The sequence below is a fragment of the Stenotrophobium rhamnosiphilum genome (assembly GCF_003052265.1).
Classification (GTDB): Bacteria; Pseudomonadota; Gammaproteobacteria; order Nevskiales; family Nevskiaceae; genus Stenotrophobium; species Stenotrophobium rhamnosiphilum.
In genome coordinates this window covers 324,824-342,674 of the sequence record NZ_QANS01000002.1, presented here as the reverse complement: position 1 = coordinate 342,674, position 17,851 = coordinate 324,824, and the positions used below count along the sequence as shown (strand labels likewise).

Annotated in this window: 16 protein-coding genes; 8 read left to right on the top strand and 8 right to left on the bottom strand. The window is 54.1% G+C overall.

Annotated elements, in window-relative coordinates; translation table 11 throughout:
• The first annotated feature begins 37 nt into the window (after nt 1-37).
• A complete protein-coding gene (gene phoB, locus CJD38_RS05535; protein WP_206362893.1) occupies nt 38-730 on the top strand; it encodes a phosphate regulon transcriptional regulator PhoB in 693 nt (230 codons plus the stop codon).
• A gap of 42 nt (nt 731-772) precedes the next feature.
• Nucleotides 773-2,158, top strand: coding sequence for a phosphate regulon sensor histidine kinase PhoR (phoR, locus tag CJD38_RS05530; protein WP_107939319.1), 1,386 nt, complete (start codon nt 773-775; stop codon nt 2,156-2,158).
• Nucleotides 2,159-2,268: 110 nt separating this feature from the next.
• On the opposite strand, the gene CJD38_RS05525 is transcribed toward phoR, so the two are convergent.
• The 5 genes from CJD38_RS05525 to pstS form a co-directional block, all read right to left on the bottom strand.
• Nucleotides 2,269-2,781 (bottom strand): hypothetical protein, encoded by a 513-nt coding sequence (locus tag CJD38_RS05525; protein WP_146165930.1) that lies wholly within the window; start codon nt 2,779-2,781, stop codon nt 2,269-2,271.
• Nucleotides 2,782-2,972: 191 nt separating this feature from the next.
• Complete coding sequence (gene pstB, locus CJD38_RS05520; protein ID WP_240783556.1) at nt 2,973-3,737, bottom strand: phosphate ABC transporter ATP-binding protein PstB; 765 nt, start codon at nt 3,735-3,737, stop codon at nt 2,973-2,975.
• Between the two features lie 96 nt (nt 3,738-3,833).
• Complete coding sequence (pstA, locus tag CJD38_RS05515) at nt 3,834-4,634, bottom strand: phosphate ABC transporter permease PstA (RefSeq protein ID WP_436295552.1); 801 nt, start codon at nt 4,632-4,634, stop codon at nt 3,834-3,836.
• A gap of 62 nt (nt 4,635-4,696) precedes the next feature.
• On the bottom strand, nt 4,697-5,626 hold the full coding sequence (gene pstC, locus CJD38_RS05510) for a phosphate ABC transporter permease subunit PstC (RefSeq protein WP_366511316.1): 930 nt from the start codon (nt 5,624-5,626) through the stop codon (nt 4,697-4,699).
• Between the two features lie 133 nt (nt 5,627-5,759).
• Complete coding sequence (pstS, locus tag CJD38_RS05505; protein ID WP_107939709.1) at nt 5,760-6,815, bottom strand: phosphate ABC transporter substrate-binding protein PstS; 1,056 nt, start codon at nt 6,813-6,815, stop codon at nt 5,760-5,762.
• A 358-nt stretch (nt 6,816-7,173) separates the two neighbouring features.
• Between pstS and CJD38_RS05500 the strand changes: the two genes are divergently transcribed.
• Nucleotides 7,174-8,421 (top strand): OprO/OprP family phosphate-selective porin, encoded by a 1,248-nt coding sequence (locus CJD38_RS05500; RefSeq protein WP_107939314.1) that lies wholly within the window; start codon nt 7,174-7,176, stop codon nt 8,419-8,421.
• 147 nt (nt 8,422-8,568) lie between these two features.
• A complete protein-coding gene (gene phoU / locus CJD38_RS05495; protein WP_107939313.1) occupies nt 8,569-9,282 on the top strand; it encodes a phosphate signaling complex protein PhoU in 714 nt (237 codons plus the stop codon).
• Between the two features lie 80 nt (nt 9,283-9,362).
• Here the strand turns inward: phoU and CJD38_RS05490 are convergent, their stop codons facing one another.
• The 3 genes from CJD38_RS05490 to CJD38_RS05480 form a co-directional block, all read right to left on the bottom strand.
• The gene (locus CJD38_RS05490; protein ID WP_107939312.1) at nt 9,363-9,983 is read right to left on the bottom strand and encodes a DUF1554 domain-containing protein; all 621 of its coding nucleotides are present in this window, start codon (nt 9,981-9,983) and stop codon (nt 9,363-9,365) included.
• 182 nt (nt 9,984-10,165) lie between these two features.
• Nucleotides 10,166-11,173 (bottom strand): inorganic phosphate transporter, encoded by a 1,008-nt coding sequence (locus CJD38_RS05485; RefSeq protein WP_107939311.1) that lies wholly within the window; start codon nt 11,171-11,173, stop codon nt 10,166-10,168.
• Entirely contained in the window at nt 11,174-11,800 is a 627-nt protein-coding gene (locus tag CJD38_RS05480; protein ID WP_107939310.1) for a DUF47 domain-containing protein, read from the bottom strand.
• Nucleotides 11,801-12,250: 450 nt separating this feature from the next.
• Between CJD38_RS05480 and mrcB the strand changes: the two genes are divergently transcribed.
• The 4 genes from mrcB to tsaB are packed head-to-tail and all read left to right on the top strand — an operon-like array spanning nt 12,251 to nt 17,821.
• Nucleotides 12,251-14,551 carry a penicillin-binding protein 1B gene (gene mrcB, locus CJD38_RS05475; RefSeq protein WP_107939309.1) on the top strand — a complete coding sequence of 767 codons (2,301 nt, stop codon included), beginning with the start codon at nt 12,251-12,253 and terminating at the stop codon, nt 14,549-14,551.
• Nucleotides 14,548-15,183, top strand: coding sequence for a tetratricopeptide repeat protein (locus CJD38_RS05470; RefSeq protein ID WP_107939308.1), 636 nt, complete (start codon nt 14,548-14,550; stop codon nt 15,181-15,183). Before mrcB ends, CJD38_RS05470 begins: the two co-directional genes overlap by 4 nt.
• Nucleotides 15,180-17,126, top strand: coding sequence for a DNA repair helicase YoaA (gene yoaA / locus CJD38_RS05465; protein WP_107939307.1), 1,947 nt, complete (start codon nt 15,180-15,182; stop codon nt 17,124-17,126). The genes CJD38_RS05470 and yoaA overlap by 4 nt, the downstream gene beginning before the upstream one ends.
• Nucleotides 17,123-17,821, top strand: a complete 699-nt coding sequence (gene tsaB / locus CJD38_RS05460; protein WP_107939306.1) for a tRNA (adenosine(37)-N6)-threonylcarbamoyltransferase complex dimerization subunit type 1 TsaB — start codon at nt 17,123-17,125, stop codon at nt 17,819-17,821. Before yoaA ends, tsaB begins: the two co-directional genes overlap by 4 nt.
• The last annotated feature ends 30 nt before the right edge of the window (nt 17,822-17,851 follow it).

Here is a 17,851-nt window from a genome sequence, read left to right as displayed (position 1 = left end):
ATATTCTGAACAAGGAAGACCTACAGAATTTATGAGCATGAGCAATAAACTGATTCTCGTTGTTGAAGACGAAAGCGCGATTCGCGAGATGATTCGCTTTGCGCTGACTCGCGCTGAGTTCCGCGTCATCGAAGCGGGCAACGCCCAAGAGGCGCGCTTGCGACTCGCGGAAGAGCGTCCGGACCTGATCCTGATGGATTGGATGATGCCCGGCATCTCTGGCGTTGAACTCACCCGTGAATTGAAATCGGCTGCGACGACCAAAGACATTCCGGTGATCATGGTCACCGCACGCGCTGAAGAAGAAGACAAGGTGCGCGGTCTGAATACCGGTTGCGATGATTACGTCTCGAAACCATTTTCCTTCCCAGAACTGATCGCACGCATTTCAGCCGTCATCCGTCGCGCTCAGCCGGGTGGGGAAGAAGAGAAGCTGTCGGTGGATGGTCTTGAAGTGGACGTTGCGAGCCAGCGCGTCACTGCCAAAGGCTCGCCTGTGCATCTCGGCCCGACGGAATATCGCTTGTTACATTTCTTTGTCAGCCATCCTGAGCGTGTCTACACGCGCGAGCAGGTGCTGGATCGCGTCTGGGGTCAAAGCGTTTATGTTGAAGAGCGCACGGTCGACGTACACATTCGTCGTCTGCGCAAAGCGCTGGAGCCACATGGTTTCGACCACATGATCCAGACGGTGCGTGGCACCGGCTATCGTTTTTCAGAACGCGCGTAATCGCGCGCTGCTTAACACCAGTTAGATTGATAAGGGGGACCGATGAGTTTTTCGCCGTTCGACCCCGCGTCTAACAAGCCCAAACCAGAGCCATTGCCGCTGCCCAATTCGTGGCGCAGTGAGGCGGTTCGCATTGTGCTGTCCTGTATTGTCGGTGGCATCTTCGGCCATTGGCTGGGTTATGGCTTCCTTGGTATCGGTGTTGTGCTGGCGCTGTATCTGGTGGTTTATGTGCGCCGTCTCTCCAAGCTGCAAGCGTGGGTGTATCAACCCAAACGTTACGAATTGCCTGAGCCCTCTGGAATCTGGGGCGATATCTTTTATCGCTTGCAGGACAACCAACGCCGCAATCGCAAAAAGAAAAAACGTTTAACCGCGATGCTCGCGGAATTTCGTTCATCGACTGAGGCTTTGCCCGACGGCGCGGTAGTGCTGAGCGAGCGTGGCGAAATCATGTGGTTCAACCTTGCCGCGCAAACCTTGTTGGGTTTACGTAGCCCGCAAGACATTAGTCTGCGCATCGTCAATCTTATTCGCTATCCGGAATTTGCTGAATACGTTGCGTCGGATACTTACGATGGCGAAATAGAAGCGCCATCACCGCTCACGCGTGATCGCACGCTGTCCTTGCAGATCATTCCTTACGGCAACAATCAGCGTCTGCTTATCGTGCGTGACGTCTCTGAAATTAAACGACTGGAAACCGCGCGGCGTGATTTTGTTTCTAATGCATCGCATGAGCTGCGCACGCCACTGACTGTGCTGCGCGGCTATCTCGATATGCTGGAGCCAGAAGCGCAGGGCAAGAATCCATTGTCCGAATGGCGCGCGCCGTTGATGGAAATGAAGAACCAGACTGTGCGCATGGAATCGTTAGTGAACGACATGCTCAAACTGGCGCGACTCGAAGCGCATGCACATGGCCAGACGCTGCAAGATTTGCTCGACGTGCCCTCGCTGCTACGGCGCGTGATTGATGAAGTGAAAGCAATGTCGCAAGGCAATCACACGTTCGAAGCACGCATCCAGCCTGATCTCTGTCTGCTGGGTGGCGAAACCGAAGTGCTTAGCATCTTCACCAATCTTGTTTCCAACGCCGTGCGCTACACCGCACCAGGCGGCGTGATCCGCGTGTCGTGGGAGCGTGATGGCGAGCAAGCGCGCTTCGCAGTTGCCGACACCGGCATCGGCATCGCCGCCAAAGATCTGCCACGCCTCACCGAACGCTTCTACCGCGCCGACGTCGGCCGCTCACGCGCTAGTGGTGGCACAGGCTTGGGCCTGTCGATCGTCAAACACGCGCTGGAATCACACCAGGCTCAGCTACAGATTGATAGCGAACTCGGCGTGGGCTCCACGTTCAGCTGCTACTTCCCCGGTGAACGCGTTCGTGTGTTGACCGAAGCTGCGCCGGTGATGCAGAAGTAATTCGTTCTGCAACGCTTAATAGTAGGGCGGGTCAAGACCCGCCTTTCTTATTTATGGGACAGAACGGCGGGTTACGCTTCGCTAACCCGCCCTACGTTTGCTTGCGCTGTTTATGTCTTTGCATAGAGCAACGCTCGAAAGTACTCAGTCACTGACTCTAGCGCGGCAAGGACTTCTTTCCGTGATCCGTCCTTTAGTGTGACTATCACTCGTCGAAGTGCTTCACCGTTATTTCCTTCAACATAGTCTTCTTCTGGACCCTGTAATTCTTCGTCGTTCTTCAGAGTTATGGCGTCGATAGAGCCACAAGAATTGACTGATGAATACTGAGCAAGATTTCCCTTATCTGTGTACAGGTGCTTATAGACATTAGAGATGCTGCGGACGTCTCTGAATGCACCAGCAGTTTCTGTTGATAGGTGTTCGACAAATTTTCCGATATCACTGAATGGGGCAACAAGATCCGGCTGATGCCGTTGGCTATGCAGGAAATAATGGTCCGCTAGATGCGAGGCGGAGACGGATGCATTGAATGCCCTGCGAATGTCGCCTGGTTGATCGATGCAATCTTCTAGGTTCCCTACTACGAAGGATTCAAAGAATTGTTCTGGTGTCATTCCCATGGGCAATAGGCCTTATGGCTTAACAACAATTGGATGGAACACAGCCCGTAGGCTGGGTTAAAGCGCAGCGAAACCCAGCATAACTCGACTGGCAAGCACTGGGTTTGGCTTCGCAGCAACCCAGCCTACGTCGTTCATAAACAAAAAGCCCGCAACAATGTGCGGGCTTTTTGTTTGAAGCAGAGGCTGAACTAGCCGAAACGTCCGGTGATGTAATCTTCCGTGCGCTTCTCTTTCGGCTTGGTGAAGATCTGATCCGTGCTGCCGTATTCGCCCAGCTCGCCGAGGTACATAAAGGCGGTGAAGTCGGCGACGCGTGCGGCCTGTTGCATGTTGTGGGTGACGATGACGATCGTGTAGTCGGCTTTGAGCTGATAAATCAGTTCTTCGATCTTTGCGGTGGAGATTGGATCGAGTGCTGACGTTGGTTCGTCGAGCAAGATCACCTGCGGGCGCACAGCAATTGTGCGAGCGATGCAGAGACGTTGCTGCTGACCACCAGAGAGGCTCATGCCGCTGCTGTGGAGTTTGTCTTTAACTTCATCCCACAGGGCAGTGCGCTTGAGTGCGTCTTCTACGCGCTCATCCATTTCGGCGCGCGAGATTTTTTCGTACAGGCGAATGCCGAACGCAATGTTCTCGTAGATCGACATAGGGAATGGCGTTGGCTTCTGGAACACCATGCCGATGCGTGCGCGCAGGAGGTTGAGATCCTGGCCGCCGGCAAGAATGTTGTGTCCATCGAGCAATACTTCGCCACTGGCGCGCTGCTTGGGATACAAGTCATACATGCGGTTGAGCGTTCGCAGCAGCGTTGATTTGCCGCAGCCGGATGGCCCAATGAATGCAGTGACGGTCTTCTCGTAAATCGGCAGGCTGATGTGCTTCAGCGCCATCGATTCGCCGTAATAGAAGCAGAGATCACGGACGGAAATTTTTTCCTTGAGATCCGCCATGCCTCGCGGATGCTTGCCGCCATCTGGAGGTACTGCCGTTGAGGGCAGCTGGATGTTTGAACGATCTTTCATTGAGGTGTCCATGGCGATGGAGTCTTAGTTCTGCTGCTTGCGAGTAGAAATCAAAGTGCGCGCCAGAATATTTAGCGTCAACACGGTGAGCGTAATAATGAGTGCGCCGACCCAGGCGAGCTTCTGCCAATCTGGATACGGTGAGAGTGCAAACTGGAAGATAACAACCGGCAAGTTCGCCATCGGCGCATTCATGTCGGTGCTCCAGAACTGGTTGTTCAGTGAGGTGAACAGCAGCGGAGCGGTTTCACCGCTGATGCGTGCAACGGCCAGCAATACGCCCGTCATCAAGCCTGCTTTGGCAGCACCGTAGCAAACCTTGCGGATGACCAAGTAGCGTGGCGCGCCGAGTGCAGAAGCAGCTTCGCGCAAAGAGTCTGGCACTAACAACAACATGTCTTCAGTGGTGCGTACGACAACTGGCAAGATCAAAATGGATAGTGCAGCGACGCCAGCCCAAGCCGAGAAGTGGCCCATGGGCGCAACCATGATTTCGTAGACGAACAAGCCGACAACGATAGAAGGTGCGGAGAGCAGAATGTCGTTGATGAAACGCACCGTCGTGGTGAGTTTGGTATTGCGACCGTACTCAGCCATGTACGTACCTGCGGCAATGCCGATAGGCGTGCCGACGAGGGTTGCGAGAATGGTTTGAACCAAGCTGCCGTAAATGGCATTGAGCAGACCACCGGATTCGCCGGGTGGTGGTGTCATCTGCGAGAAGACATCCCAAGACAAGCTGCCAAAACCTTTCCACAGCAGCGTGCCGAGAATCCAAGCTAATGCCAATAAACCCATGCCAGTGGCAATGAACGCCAGTGCCATTGCAAGGTAGTGATAAACCTTGCGACGTTTGTAACGACTGCTGGTTTGCGTTGCGCTCATGATTATTTTCCTGCCTTCTTATCAAGACGCAGCAGCATCAAACGTGCGGCAGCCAATACGATGAAGGTGATGACGAACAGAATCAGACCTAAGGCGATGAGTGATGAGGTGTAGAGCTCGCCATCTGCTTCAGTAAATTCGTTGGCGATACTGGCAGAGATGGTGGTGCCTGGCGCCAATAGTGAACTGCCAATTTTGTGTGCGTTGCCGATGACAAAAGTCACCGCCATCGTTTCACCCAGAGCGCGACCTAAGCCGAGCATCATGCCGCCGATAACGCCGGTGCGGGTGTAAGGCAGAACAACGTGACGAACGACTTCCCACGTGGTGCATCCAAGTCCGTAGGCCGATTCTTTGAGCATGGGCGGCACGGTTTCAAATACATCGCGTGTAATCGATGTGATGAATGGCAACACCATGATGCTGAGAATGAGACCTGCAGTCAGAATGCCGATGCCGTAGGGAGGGCCAGAGAACAAGCCTTCAAGCACGGGCACGCCTTCAAATGTGGCGATGAGTGCGGGTTGAATGTATCGCTGCAATAGCGGCGCAAGAATAAACAGGCCCCATATGCCGTAGATGATGCTGGGAATACCGGCCAGCAATTCAATCGCGGTGCTGATGGGCTGCTTGAGCCAGCGCGGGCACAACTCGGTGATGAAGACAGCAATGCCGATACCAACAGGTACCGCAATCAGCATTGCAATGAGTGAGGTGACCACAGTGCCGTAAATCGGCGCTTTGGCGCCAAAGATTTCGGTGACCGGGTTCCAACGTTCGGTGGTGATAAAACCAAAACCGTATTGCTTGATTGCAGGCAGAGAACCTTCAATCAAGGCGAATATGACGCCACCCAGTAGCAGCAGTACTAGGACGGCAGCAGATTTAGTGAGATAGCGGGCAAAACTATCCTTTAGAGAATTCCTCGCCAGGACTTTTCTATCGGCTGTGTAAATACCAGCCGTATTTTGAGCAGGATTCACGCAAACTCCGCGTTTCTAAAGTGTCGCGATGGTAACTCAGAAAAAGAGAGAGGCCTTTTGGGGCCTCTCTCTCTGAAACAACTTACTTCTTGGTCCAAACCGGTTTGCCAGCGGCGTCGGTGATCTGAGTCGCCCAGCTGTTCTGTACCAGTTTCTGAACGCTGTCCGGCATCGGCACGTAGTCCAGTTCAATCGCCATCTGGTTGCCCTTAGCAAAGGCCCAGTCAAAGAACTTCAGCGCTTCAACAACTGCTGCGGTATCGCCCGGCTTCTTGTAGAGCAGGATGAAGGTTGCAGCGGTCATCGGCCAGCTCTGGTCGCCCTGCTGGTTAGCAAGAATCAGGTAGTAACCTGGAGCCTTGGCCCAGTTTGCGTTAGCAGCGGCAGCAGCAAAGGTGGTGTCGTCTGGCGTAACAATCTTGCCCGCCTTGTTGATCATCTTGGTGTACGACATCTTGTTCTGCTTGGCGTAAGCGTATTCAACGTAACCGATAGCGCCGTCCGTCTGCGCCGTCATGTTGGCTACGCCTTCGTTACCCTTGCCGCCGATACCGACCGGCCATTCAACCGAAGCATCAACGCCGACGTTTTCTTTCCACGTGGTGCTGACGTCGCCGAGGTAATACGCAAAGTTAAAGGTGGTGCCCGAACCGTCTGAGCGGTGCACAACCGCGATTGCGGTGCTTGGCAGTGCCAGCGTTGGGTTCAGCTTTTTGATCGCAGCGTCGTTCCACACTTTGATCTTGCCCATGAAGATGTTGGCCAGCGTTGGGCCGTCCAGAACCATATCGCCTGGCTTGACGCCCTTAACGTTGACGACCGGCACAACGCCGCCCATCACCATTGGGAACTGCATCAGGCCTGCTTCATCGAGTGCTTCTGGTTTCAGCGGCTTGTCTGAAGCGCCGAAAGTGACGGTTTTGGCTTTGATCTGCTTGATGCCGCCGCCCGAACCGATGGACTGATAGTTCAGACCATTGCCGGTCTCTTTCTTATAGGCGTCAGCCCACTTGGCGTAGATCGGGTAGGGGAACGTTGCGCCAGCGCCGGAAATGTCTGCGGCGAAAGCTGAGGTGGCGAGCATCGTGCCAGCCAGGGCGAGCCCGGCGGTACGCATGATCGAGGTTAAGCCTTTCATGGAAATCTCCTTGGAAACGGATAGAGCATGTTTGATGACGCGGCGATGGTAGCGACCGTTCATTACAGTTTCTTTGCAGTTCTAAAGATTTATTCAATTCGCCCCAAATTCTCTCGCTATGTCGTTAAAGCGTAATGACAAAAGGGCAACCTACTCCTTAATAGGTGCAGACCCGATCCCGGGTCGTCGTGTCATGAATCTGACACATGAAGTTCACAAGACTGAGACATTCGCGAGTCATCCTAGCGCCGTTTTCAGGGGGTATGCGCATCTCTGACAGGATCCAGATGGATCTCTAGAAGCATACCTGTCGAAGGGAAAGTGTGAATCCATTTTGTGTTCTAGGGAGAACCTAACAGTGACCAAGTTTTTAAAGTACACCGCAATCGCAGCAGCTATGGCTGCAATCGCACCAGCTGCTTTTGCTGACACGCCGACAACCAAGGGCGGTCTCACCATTAAATCTGACGACGGCCGCTTTGAAGCGACCGTTGGCGGTCGTATCCATTTTGATGGCACGGCTTTAAATGTCGACGACAACACTATCGGCACCAACGAAAACGGTGGTTTCTACTTCCGTCGCGTGTTCATCACCTTGAAGGGCAAAGCCTTCGGCTGGATGTACAACATCGACGAAGACATCAGCAACACTTCGAAAGATGCTCCAACGATCAGCAAGCAGGCTGGCGCTGGCGCTGGCTTCAATGACGTCTGGATCGGCAAGTCATTCGGTGACACCACGGTCTATGTGGGTCAGCGCAAGCCTTTCCGCAGCTTGGACGAACTCGCAAGCAACAACGACACCGTGTTCATGGAACGTAACGTTCTGTCAGCCAACGGTATCCTTGGCGGCCGCGATTACACCGACGGTGTGTTTGTTAAGTACACCGCTAACAACCTCTGGATCGGCGCTTCGGGTTACTCGCAGACCAAGGTTGGCAAGGGCAACACGGAAGGTTTGGGCGGCAACGTTCGCGTAGCTTATGCCCCGATCAATTCGGAAGGCGCTTTGCTGCACATCGGCGCAAGCTACACCGTTGACCAGTTTGATCTGATTGCCAGCAACCCTGGCTACGGCAATCCGACTGCAGGCTACGCAACTTCGCTGGGCAAGTCCGGTATCGGCTTCAATGTCTTCAGCGGCTTTACCACCAACGCCAACACCGCCAAGGTCAACACTTTGACTGTGGAAGCCATGGGCGTGATTGGTCCTGTATTCCTGCAGGGCGAATACGGTTCGGCCAAGTACAAGCGTGATGGCGATGCTAAGGATGGCCAGAAAGTTAATGCTTTCTCGGCGACTGCCAGCTGGTTCATCACGGGTGAATCACGTCCTTATAAGGCCGCTGATGCAACCTACGGCGCGGCTAAGATCAACGGCGTCGATGGCGCAGTTGAAGTGGCCGTTCGTTATGACAACATCAAGAACAAGGACACTGACGCGAAGGTTAGCGCTGTGACCGTGGGTGCGAACTACTATTTCAACCCCAACGTTCGCTTCATGGTCGACTATGCATTTGCTAATGCTGAAGGTGCTACCAACGTAGTTGTAGGCGAAAGCACCAAGCCTAAGGCTCTGATGGCTCGCGCACAGTTCGCATTCTAAGTAAAAGTTGTAAGGTGTAAGCGACCCGGCGCTGAAAGGCGCCGGGTCACTCCTTGGGTCAGATGCCGCACATGGCACTTGACCCAAGGGGCCAGCAGGTCAGAATGGCGTCATAAATTCCCGATGTTTTTTTAAGGACACGCGGTCATGGATAAGCCGGTTTACAAGCAGCACATCTCCAGCCAGTTCAATGCAGAACTCGAAGACGTGCGTCAGCGCGTGCTCTCGATGGGCGGACTTGTCGAACAGCAGATCGTGGATGCCACTCGCGCATTCATGGATCACGACGCAGCGCTTGCTGATGAAGTTGCGCGTAACGATTACAAGGTCAACCAGTTCGAGGTTTATATCGACGAAGAGTGCAACCGCATTCTTGCGCGTCGTCAGCCGACTGCCAGCGATCTTCGTTTAGTTGTTGCAGTGATCAAGACCATCACCGATCTTGAACGCATCGGTGACGAAGCTGAAAAGATCGCACGCATGGCAGCTGATCTTGCTGCGCAAGAGCGTGGCGCTTCAATGGTTGAAGTCGGCCATCTCTCCAAGCACGTTTCGCAGATGGTGCACGACGCACTCGACGCATTCGCACGCATGGACATCAACGCCGCACTAGACGTTGCACGCGAAGACGCCGCCGTTGATCGCGAATACGAAGCGCTGATGCGCCAATGCATCACCTTCATGATGGAAGATCCACGCACGATCCGTCGCGTAATGGACATCATCTGGAGCGTGCGCGCGCTGGAACGTATTGGTGATCACGCCAAGAACATTGCTGAATACGTCATCTTCTTCGTCAAGGGCAAAGACGTTCGCCACGTTTCCATCGAAGCGATGGAACGTGAAGTAATGGGCGATTAAGTTTTCTCGACTCAATAAAAAAGCCCGCTAAAGCGGGCTTTTTTATTCATTAAAAATTTAGAGGCTCTAAATAGCTTGCATTATTGTTGAACGCAATAGACTGGGAACTGGTGGGTAGTACAGCCGGCATAGCCATTTGTAGCGAATGCTCGTCCGTCGATTTCAGTCGTGAGGCTAAACACTCCACTTTGACTAGTTATGCTGCCAGCCTGCCCCCATTCATTACAGTTGTAAAACGCTGTTCCAGCTTCAAATGTTGATGCGTCGATCATGCCCGTCCACACTGTTCGCTGTTTTTCTGGAGCACAGTTTTTGCCGCATGGATCGATCGGATTTTTCATCGATCTGTAGTAGGCCGCGAAGATCGCTGCGTTGGTGGTTCTGTCAATCAAAACGTCATTGAATGCTTGGTAGTAATCTGTATCTGGTTTTAGAACCCAATCGGTTAGTGACACGGCGTCGCGAGAAGTGCCATCAACTATGAGAGCTTTGTACGTATCGTCGCTTGGCTTGGACCTTGAACTGTTGCAGAAGGCATCTGCTTTCTGAATTGCGGTGGTTCCCGGCAGTGTTGGATCACCTGCAAAGTCACCGGCGTGGGTTTCTTCAGTGATGAATATCTTTAATCCAGTCGATGGAGTGTTGTTGCCACCGCTACAGCCGGTAAGTAATAGCGCAAGAATTAAAACTCGATAATTCATGGTTTCTCTGGTTTGGTTGGAAGTATTTTTGGAAGCCAAGTGCCAAAACAAAATATTACATATGCTATGTGTACATCGCTAGAGTCTAAGTATTGAAGGCCTTTATCCGCATTGAATAAAACACTTCACACCTAATACGAAATAGCCCGCTTTCGCGGGCTATTTCGTTGGGAACGATGGGATCAGAAGTAATGCTGTCCAACCCACCAAGCCACACCTGCAATAAACGCAGATGAAGGAATGGTCAGCACCCAAGCCCATACGATGTTGCCGGCAACACCCCAACGCACTGCGTTGACGTTACGTGCAGCGCCGACGCCAACGATAGAGCCGGTGATGGTGTGGGTGGTGGAAACGGGAACGCCAAGGCTCGTCGCAATGAAGAGTGTGATCGCGCCGCTGGCTGAAGCGCTAAATCCACTGACAGGACGAAGCTTGGTGATCTTCATGCCCATGGTGCGGACGATGCGCCAGCCGCCGAACAAGGTGCCGAGGCCCATTGCGGTTTGGCAGGCGAGTACAACCCAGAATGGCAATGGCGCATCCGCCGTGGTGATCTGTGATGCGATCAAGATCATCCAGATGATGCCCATGGTTTTCTGTGCGTCGTTACTGCCGTGACCGAGGCTGTACAGCGCTGCAGAAACGTATTGCAGATATTTGTAGAAGCGATCCATCTTGCGCGCGGTTGAGAGCGTGCCGACCCACGATGCCATCACCATCAGAAGTGCGCCGAGCAAGAAGCCGAACAATGGCGACAACAAAATGGCTGCAGCGGTTTTGAGGAAGCCTGCCGCAATCAATGTGCCCGTGCCGCCTTTGGCAATCGCTGCACCGGCCAAGCCGCCAACCAGCGCGTGCGAGGAGCTGGAGGGAATGCCGTAGTACCAGGTGATGATGTTCCAACTGATGGCGCCGACGAGTGCGCCAAAGATCACGTGGTGATCGACGATGGAAGGATCAATCGTGCCTTTTCCGATGGTCGTTGCAACGTGAAAGCCAAAGAAAATAAAAGCGATGAAGTTGAAGAAGGCTGCCCATACCACGGCTTTCTGCGGGCTCATTGCGCCCGTGGAAACAATGGTGGCAATCGAGTTGGCCGAATCATGAAAGCCATTCATGAAATCGAATAGCAGCGCTAACACGACCAAAAATATGACCGTGTGCAGGCCGATAATGGAGGCATCCATTTACGCGTTCTCGAGCACGATGCCTTCGAGGATGTTGGCCACGTCCTGACAACGGTCAGTGACGGATTCGAGCAACTGATACAGCTCTTTCATCTTAAACAGCTGGCGCGTGTCGGCTTCTTCGCGGAACAGCTTGGCCATGGCGGTGCGCATGACGTGGTCGGCGTCGCTTTCAAGGCGGTCGATGTGTTTGCAGTTATCGAGAATCTTGTCGGCATTCTTCATGTTGGGCAGCAGACGAACCGCGTCACGGACACGTTCGGTGCTTTCCAGACAGATATCAGCCAGATGACGGGTTTCATCGGTGACGGCGTGGATGTCATACAAATGCATGCACTGCGAGGCGTCTTCCATCAGATCGAGGATGTCGTCCATGCGCGTGATCAGCTGGTGAATTTCGTCGCGATCCAGCGGGGTGATGAAGGTCTGGTGCAGCAGCTGCATGGTCTGCTGGGTGATCTTGTCCGCGGCGTGCTCAATGGTTTCGATATTGCGCTTGCGCAGCGGCAGGTCGGCGACATTGTTCATTAGAGCTTTGAGCTCGTTAGCGCCAAGGACCAACTGGTCTGCATGGGCAATGAAAAAGTCGAAAAAGCGTGCCTCTTTCGGCATAAAGCGTGCAAACATTGAAGTGCTCCCAGATTTTCTAAAACTGATTTGCTGTCGCGGTTGACATGTCGCCTACCGTTTTTGGGGCCGCCGTGGCGACCGCATCCCTTTGTGACAGTTTTGTGAAGGCCGCAAGGATAAAAGATGAACTAGGTCTCTGCCAGTTGGTGATTTAATTTGGTGCGTATGATTTACGCTGACAAACTTATTTATAACAATGCCTTGTATTCGAGTGTTCTTGTGGAATCGCCGGTTTAAGTGACGGTGACAGGGCAGATTTTTTGCGCTGATGTAGTGTTTTCTAAAATAAACTAAAGAATTAATTATTATATTTAATAAAACAACAGGCCTAACAAGGCCTAGATCAGGCCAAGCGCGGCCGGGGCTATTTTCTGACACAAAAAGTAGGGCACTCCGTGCTTTAGGCACGGTCATAGGCTTACCTCAGCCTGTATCATTGCGCGCTGCATGAAAGCCTTCTTTATTAAAATCCGCTACGTAGTCGTTGCCGCACTCATCCTGTTGATCAGTGCTGCTGTTATCGGCTTCTCTATCTATTTAACGAGTCTCGATAAAGAGATTCGCGCCCGCTTTGCTGGCGCGCGCTGGGCCTTGCCGGCGCAGGTCTATGCCGCCCCGCTGGAGTTGTATCCCGGACAGGCACTGGATTCGGCCACCCTTAAACATGAGTTGGAACGTCTGGGCTATCGCGAACAGCCAGAGCCCCAGGGCCCCGGCACTTTTGCGATCACCAAAGATCAGGCGCTGATTTATACCCGCGCGTTCAATTTCTGGGACGGCGCACAGCCCGAGTCACGTTTATCGGTTCGTTTGGCGCCTGCGGGCATCACCGAAGTGAACGATGCCGTCAGCGGCAAGTCACGCGATATCGTGCGACTCGATCCGATGTTAATCGGCAGTATTTATCCGCAGCAGGGTGAAGACCGTGTGCTGGTCAAACTCACCGATGTGCCGCAGATGCTGCCGCGTGGATTGGTGGCTGTGGAAGATCGCAGCTTCTATTCGCATTACGGTGTGAGCATCAAAGGCATCATGCGTGCTGCATTCGCCAATCTGATGGCGGGCCATGCGGTTGAAGGCGCCAGCACGATCACGCAGCAGCTGGTGAAGAATTTCTTTCTAACGCCAGAGCGTTCGCTCAAGCGTAAGTTCAAAGAAGTCTGCATGGCGCTGTTGCTGGAAGCGCATTACTCCAAAGACGAAATCATGGAGGCCTACCTCAATGAGGTGCACCTCGGACAAGACGGCAATCGCGCCGTGCATGGTTTTGGTTTGGGCGCGCAGTTCTATTTCAACAAGCCGCTGAGCGAGTTGCATCCACACGAATTCGCATTGCTGGTCGGCTTGGTCAAAGGCCCGTCGTACTACAACCCGCGCCGCAATCCTGAGCGCGCCAAAGCCCGTCGTGATCTGGTGTTGCAGATCTTTAATGACGAAGGCTTGATTGATGACGCTGAATACAAGAGTGCTGTTGAACTGCCGCTAGGCTTGGCAGGTAAGAGTGATGGCGTCGCACGCTATCCAGCCTTTGTTGATCTGGTGAAGCGCCAGCTCAAAGGCCAATACCAAGACAACGATCTCACCAACGAAGGTCTACGCATTTTCACCACGCTGGATCCGCGCGCCCAGGAAGCCTTGGAGAAACAAATTACAGAAGGTCTTCCGGTACTCGAAGGTCAGCGCAAGATGAAGGCAGGCGCGCTGCAAGGCGCAGGCGTGATCACGAGCGTTGATGGCGGCGAAGTGCTGGCATTGGTGGGTGGTCGTGAAACGCGATACGCCGGATTCAATCGCGCGCTGGATTCGCGACGTTCGATTGGTTCGTTGGCGAAACCCTTTGTTTATCTGACGGCACTGCAGCAGCCGCAGCAATTCAATCTGACGACGATTCTGCCGGACGATCCGATCAGCCTGACGATGCCCAATAAAGATGTTTGGGAACCGCATAACTACGACCGTCAGAATCACGGGCCACAGCCGCTTTACATGGCGTTGGCGCAGTCATATAACTTGCCGACGGTTGCACTCGGCTTGCGTGTTGGCGCAACAGAAGTGCGCAAGACCATGCAGCTTGCAGGCTATAGCGGCAATGTTTTGCCGGTGCCTTCAATCTTCCTTGGCTCGCTGGACGCTGCGCCGGTTGAAGTGGCGCAGATGTATGCAACGCTTGCCGCCAGCGGTTATCAGTCACCTTTGTCGGCGATCCGTGAAGTGGAGACCAAAGAAGGTCAGCCGCTCTCGCGCTTCCCAATTAAAGTGAAACAAACTTTGCCGGAAGGTCCGGTGTATCTCGCAACTTGGGCGATGCGCCAAGTGATGACGCTGGGCACGGGTCGCAGCGCTTACAACGTCATTTCGCCTTCAACCATTGTTGCTGGTAAGACGGGCACCACCGACGAAATGCGTGATGCTTGGTTTGCAGGTTTTAGCGCAGATCGCGTCGCTGTGATTTGGGTGGGTCGCGATGACTTCCGTCCGATGGGATTGTCTGGCGCGACAGGTGCGTTGCCCATCTGGTCGAAGGTGATGCGTGATATCGGTGTGCGTGGTCTTGATCCATTGCCGCCAGCAGATGTTGAAGAGCAGCTCACTGATACAGCCACCGGCCTCAAAGCCGATGCGGGCTGCACAGGCGCTATGCTCGTCCCGTATATTCGCGGTTATGCCCCGACCGAAACTGCGCCATGTGCCTCGATACTGGCACCAGTAAATTCGGCAGTGGATTGGCTTAAAGGAATGCTTCAATGACGCAATGGATCAAGGTTGGCGCGGTTGTCCTCACGCTCGTGGTTGCCGGTTGTCAGACCGCACGCGGACGTCATGAAAGCAACGTGCCACCACAGCCTACGCAGCCGTCTGCGCCGGCAAGCAAGCCTGGATACGGCGTCGTTACACCGCCGCTAGGCGAGCCGACACCGGTTGCCCCGACGACGCCAGTTGCACCGGGCACGGATTCAGTTCTCGCTCCGCCGACTGAAAAAGTGTTGCCGAATTTTCCCAAGTCAGCTGATGCCATTAGTGGCCCAGCTGTGTTGTCTTTGCTGCGTTCGGCACAAAGCGCACGCGCTGCGGGTCAGTATGCGCAAGCGGCTGGTTCTCTAGAGCGCGCACTGCGTATCGAACCGCGTAATTATTTTGTCTGGTCAACGCTGGCTGATACTTATCTGCGTCAGAAGAGCTACGACCAAGCTGAAAGCGTGGCGCAGAAATCCAACAGCATCGCGCGTGGCAATGTTTATGTTCTGCAAGAAAACTGGCGCGTGATTCGCGACTCCCGCACCGCACGCAATAATCCTGCTGGCGCTGCAGAAGCGCAGTCGCGCATCGATGTGATTCAGCAGATGTTGCAGCCCGCCGTGTTGCCGGTCGCGCCTCAATGAATAAAGCCTCTCACGAAAGTGGGAATGGCGATGTTGTAGTTGAAGGTCAAACTGCTGAACTACTTGGCGCCGACGGCCCACTTGCCCACGCAATCCCCGGATTCGTTCCGCGCGCGGCGCAGCAGCAGATGGCGCAAGCGGTTGCAGACGCGTTTGAGCACAACGGTTTGCTCGCGGTTGAAGCAGGCACCGGCACCGGCAAAACCTACGCTTATCTTGTACCGGCTTTGATGTCGGGAAAACGTGTTGTCGTATCAACCGGCACCAAGAATCTTCAAGATCAGCTTTTTCATCGCGATCTGCCGCGTGTGTCTGATGCGCTACGTGTGCCGCTACGCACGGCGTTACTCAAAGGCCGCTCCAACTATCTCTGCCTCTATCGCATGAAGCGTTCGCCCGGCGCGGGCGGTGTGCGTGTCGACCCTGCGCGTTTGCGCATGGTGGAAGAATGGTCGCGTAGCACGACGACGGGCGAACTCAGCGAACTCGGAATTTTTGAATCGGATGATCCGATCACGCCACGCGTGACTTCGACTGCAGACAACTGCCTCGGTGCCAAGTGTGCAGATTTCAACGAGTGCTTCGTCGCTAAAGCGCGACGCAATGCGCAGGCTGCGGATCTAGTCGTTGTTAATCATCATTTGCTGTTCGCCGACTTTGTGTTGAAAGAAGAAGGCTTCGGCCAAATTCTTTCTGGCTCTGATGCCGTCGTAGTCGACGAAGCGCATCAGATCCCTGAACTGGCGACGAGCTTCTTTGGCAATCGCGTATCAACGCGACAGCTGCAAGACATTGCACGCGACACGCGCGCGGAAGCAGACAAGTCTGGCGATATGCCTGATCTTGAAGTCGCCGCAACTGTGTTGGCGCAGAAAGCGATGATGTTGGAAGCTGCATTCGCAGGCGTGCAAAACCGCATGACGCTGGATGCTTTTGCTGATCTGCCCGGCGCACACGAAGCTTTGGATGATGCCGAAGCTGCACTCGATGGTTTCTACACCGAACTCAAACCTTACGAAGAGCGCAACGCCGAACTTGCTGCTTGCGTCGAGCGCGCTGCTGGTTTGGTTGAAAGTTTGAATTTAATTCTTCAGCCCGCACAACCTGAGTTTGTGCGTTGGGTAGAGCCCGCAGGTCGCGGTGGCAGCTTGCATGCCACGCCGATCAAAGTGGCTGAAGGTTTTCAGCGCATGTTGGAAACTTATCCCGGCGCTTGGGTCTTCACTTCTGCAACGCTTGCGGCGGGCGAAGATTTTTCGCTGTTCATTAGTCAGCTGGGCATTGAGCGCGCGAAGACTTTGCGTGTGGATAGTCCGTTTGATTTTGAGAATCAGGCGAAACTTTTTCTGCCACAAGGTTTGCCAGAGCCGACTGATTTCACTTACGCCGATGCAGTAGCTGAAGCTGCGATTCCCATAATTGAAGCCAGTGGTGGTGGTGCTTTCGTGCTGTGCACGAGTCATCGCGCGCTGCAAAAGATTGCAGACAAATTAGCTGCGCGTTTGCGCCTGCCGATGTTTGTGCAAGGACAGGATAGTCGCGGCGCACTGCTGCGCGCTTTCACTGAAAACGGTAATGCAGTGCTCGTTGGCACCAGCAGTTTCTGGGAAGGCGTCGACGTGAAGGGCAGGGCACTGCGCGTGGTGATCATTGATCGCCTGCCATTCGCTGCGCCAGGCGATCCTGTGTTTGAAGCGCGACTGGATGCGATTCGTCGCGGCGGCGGCAATCCCTTTAACGATTGCCAAGTGCCGCAAGCGATCATGACGCTGCGTCAAGGCGTTGGCCGTTTGATTCGCGATATTGATGATCGTGGTCTGCTGATGATTTGCGATCCGCGCTTGCGCTCGAAACCCTATGGGCGTCGTATGCTCGCGAGCCTGCCGAAGATGCCGCAGCTTCCTGATTTGGACACGGCGCAAAAATGGTTGCGCACGCTATGAAACTTCTTGCTATCGACACCTCAACCGAAGCTTGCTCCGCCGCGTTGTGGCTGGATGGTGAAGTGCGTGAGCGCTTTGAATTGACGGGTCGTGAGCACACACAAAAGTTGATGCCGCAGGTTGCGTCACTGATGGCGGAATGTGGGGTGAGCTATCAACAACTCGACGGCATTGTTTGCGGCCATGGTCCCGGAAGTTTTGCTGGTGTGCGCATTGGCGTCGGTTACGTCAAAGGTTTGGGTCTCGCTTTAGATCGACCTGTGCTCGGCGTGTCTTCACTCGCGATGTTGGCGCTGCGCGCCGCGCGTGAGCATGGCGCAACGCAAGTGTTATCGGCGATTGATGCGCGCATGAACGAGGTTTATTTCGGCGCGTTTGAAGTGATTGATGGAAAGCTGCGTGAACTCGCTGCAGAAGTTGTCGTGCCGCCTGCAGCGATTCCAGCAATGTCATCAGGACGCTGGCTGGCTGCAGGAACAGGTTGGGGCGCATATCGCGAGGCATTGAGCGCTGCGTCCGCTGTTGAACTCATTGAAGTTTTGCCAGGCGCTTTGCCGCATGCTGGCGATGCTTTGCTGTTGGCCGCGCCAGATTTCGCGGCTGGACGAGCAATTAATGCCGATGATCTGGCTCCGGTATATCTGCGGAACAAAGTCGCTTTGACGCTTGTCGAACAAGCAGCTTTGCGCAAGTGAGACGTTATCCGTAAACTGCGCGTCCCTCGG

Bases quoted from the DNA above. Each gene is read 5' to 3' on its own strand.
- phoU (WP_107939313.1), top strand. From the start codon at position 8,569: ATGGATAAGCCGGTTTACAAGCAGCACATCTCCAGCCAGTTCAATGCA.
- yoaA (WP_107939307.1), top strand. From the start codon at position 15,180: ATGAATAAAGCCTCTCACGAAAGTGGGAATGGCGATGTTGTAGTTGAA.
- CJD38_RS05480 (WP_107939310.1), bottom strand. From the start codon at position 11,800: ATGTTTGCACGCTTTATGCCGAAAGAGGCACGCTTTTTCGACTTTTTC.
- mrcB (WP_107939309.1), top strand. From the start codon at position 12,251: ATGAAAGCCTTCTTTATTAAAATCCGCTACGTAGTCGTTGCCGCACTC.
- CJD38_RS05485 (WP_107939311.1), bottom strand. From the start codon at position 11,173: ATGGATGCCTCCATTATCGGCCTGCACACGGTCATATTTTTGGTCGTG.
- phoB (WP_206362893.1), top strand. From the start codon at position 38: ATGAGCAATAAACTGATTCTCGTTGTTGAAGACGAAAGCGCGATTCGC.
- CJD38_RS05525 (WP_146165930.1), bottom strand. From the start codon at position 2,781: ATGGGAATGACACCAGAACAATTCTTTGAATCCTTCGTAGTAGGGAAC.
- tsaB (WP_107939306.1), top strand. From the start codon at position 17,123: ATGAAACTTCTTGCTATCGACACCTCAACCGAAGCTTGCTCCGCCGCG.
- phoR (WP_107939319.1), top strand. From the start codon at position 773: ATGAGTTTTTCGCCGTTCGACCCCGCGTCTAACAAGCCCAAACCAGAG.
- pstS (WP_107939709.1), bottom strand. From the start codon at position 6,815: ATGAAAGGCTTAACCTCGATCATGCGTACCGCCGGGCTCGCCCTGGCT.
- pstB (WP_240783556.1), bottom strand. From the start codon at position 3,737: ATGGCGGATCTCAAGGAAAAAATTTCCGTCCGTGATCTCTGCTTCTAT.
- pstA (WP_436295552.1), bottom strand. From the start codon at position 4,634: ATGGCACTGGCGTTCATTGCCACTGGCATGGGTTTATTGGCATTAGCT.
- CJD38_RS05490 (WP_107939312.1), bottom strand. From the start codon at position 9,983: ATGAATTATCGAGTTTTAATTCTTGCGCTATTACTTACCGGCTGTAGC.
- CJD38_RS05470 (WP_107939308.1), top strand. From the start codon at position 14,548: ATGACGCAATGGATCAAGGTTGGCGCGGTTGTCCTCACGCTCGTGGTT.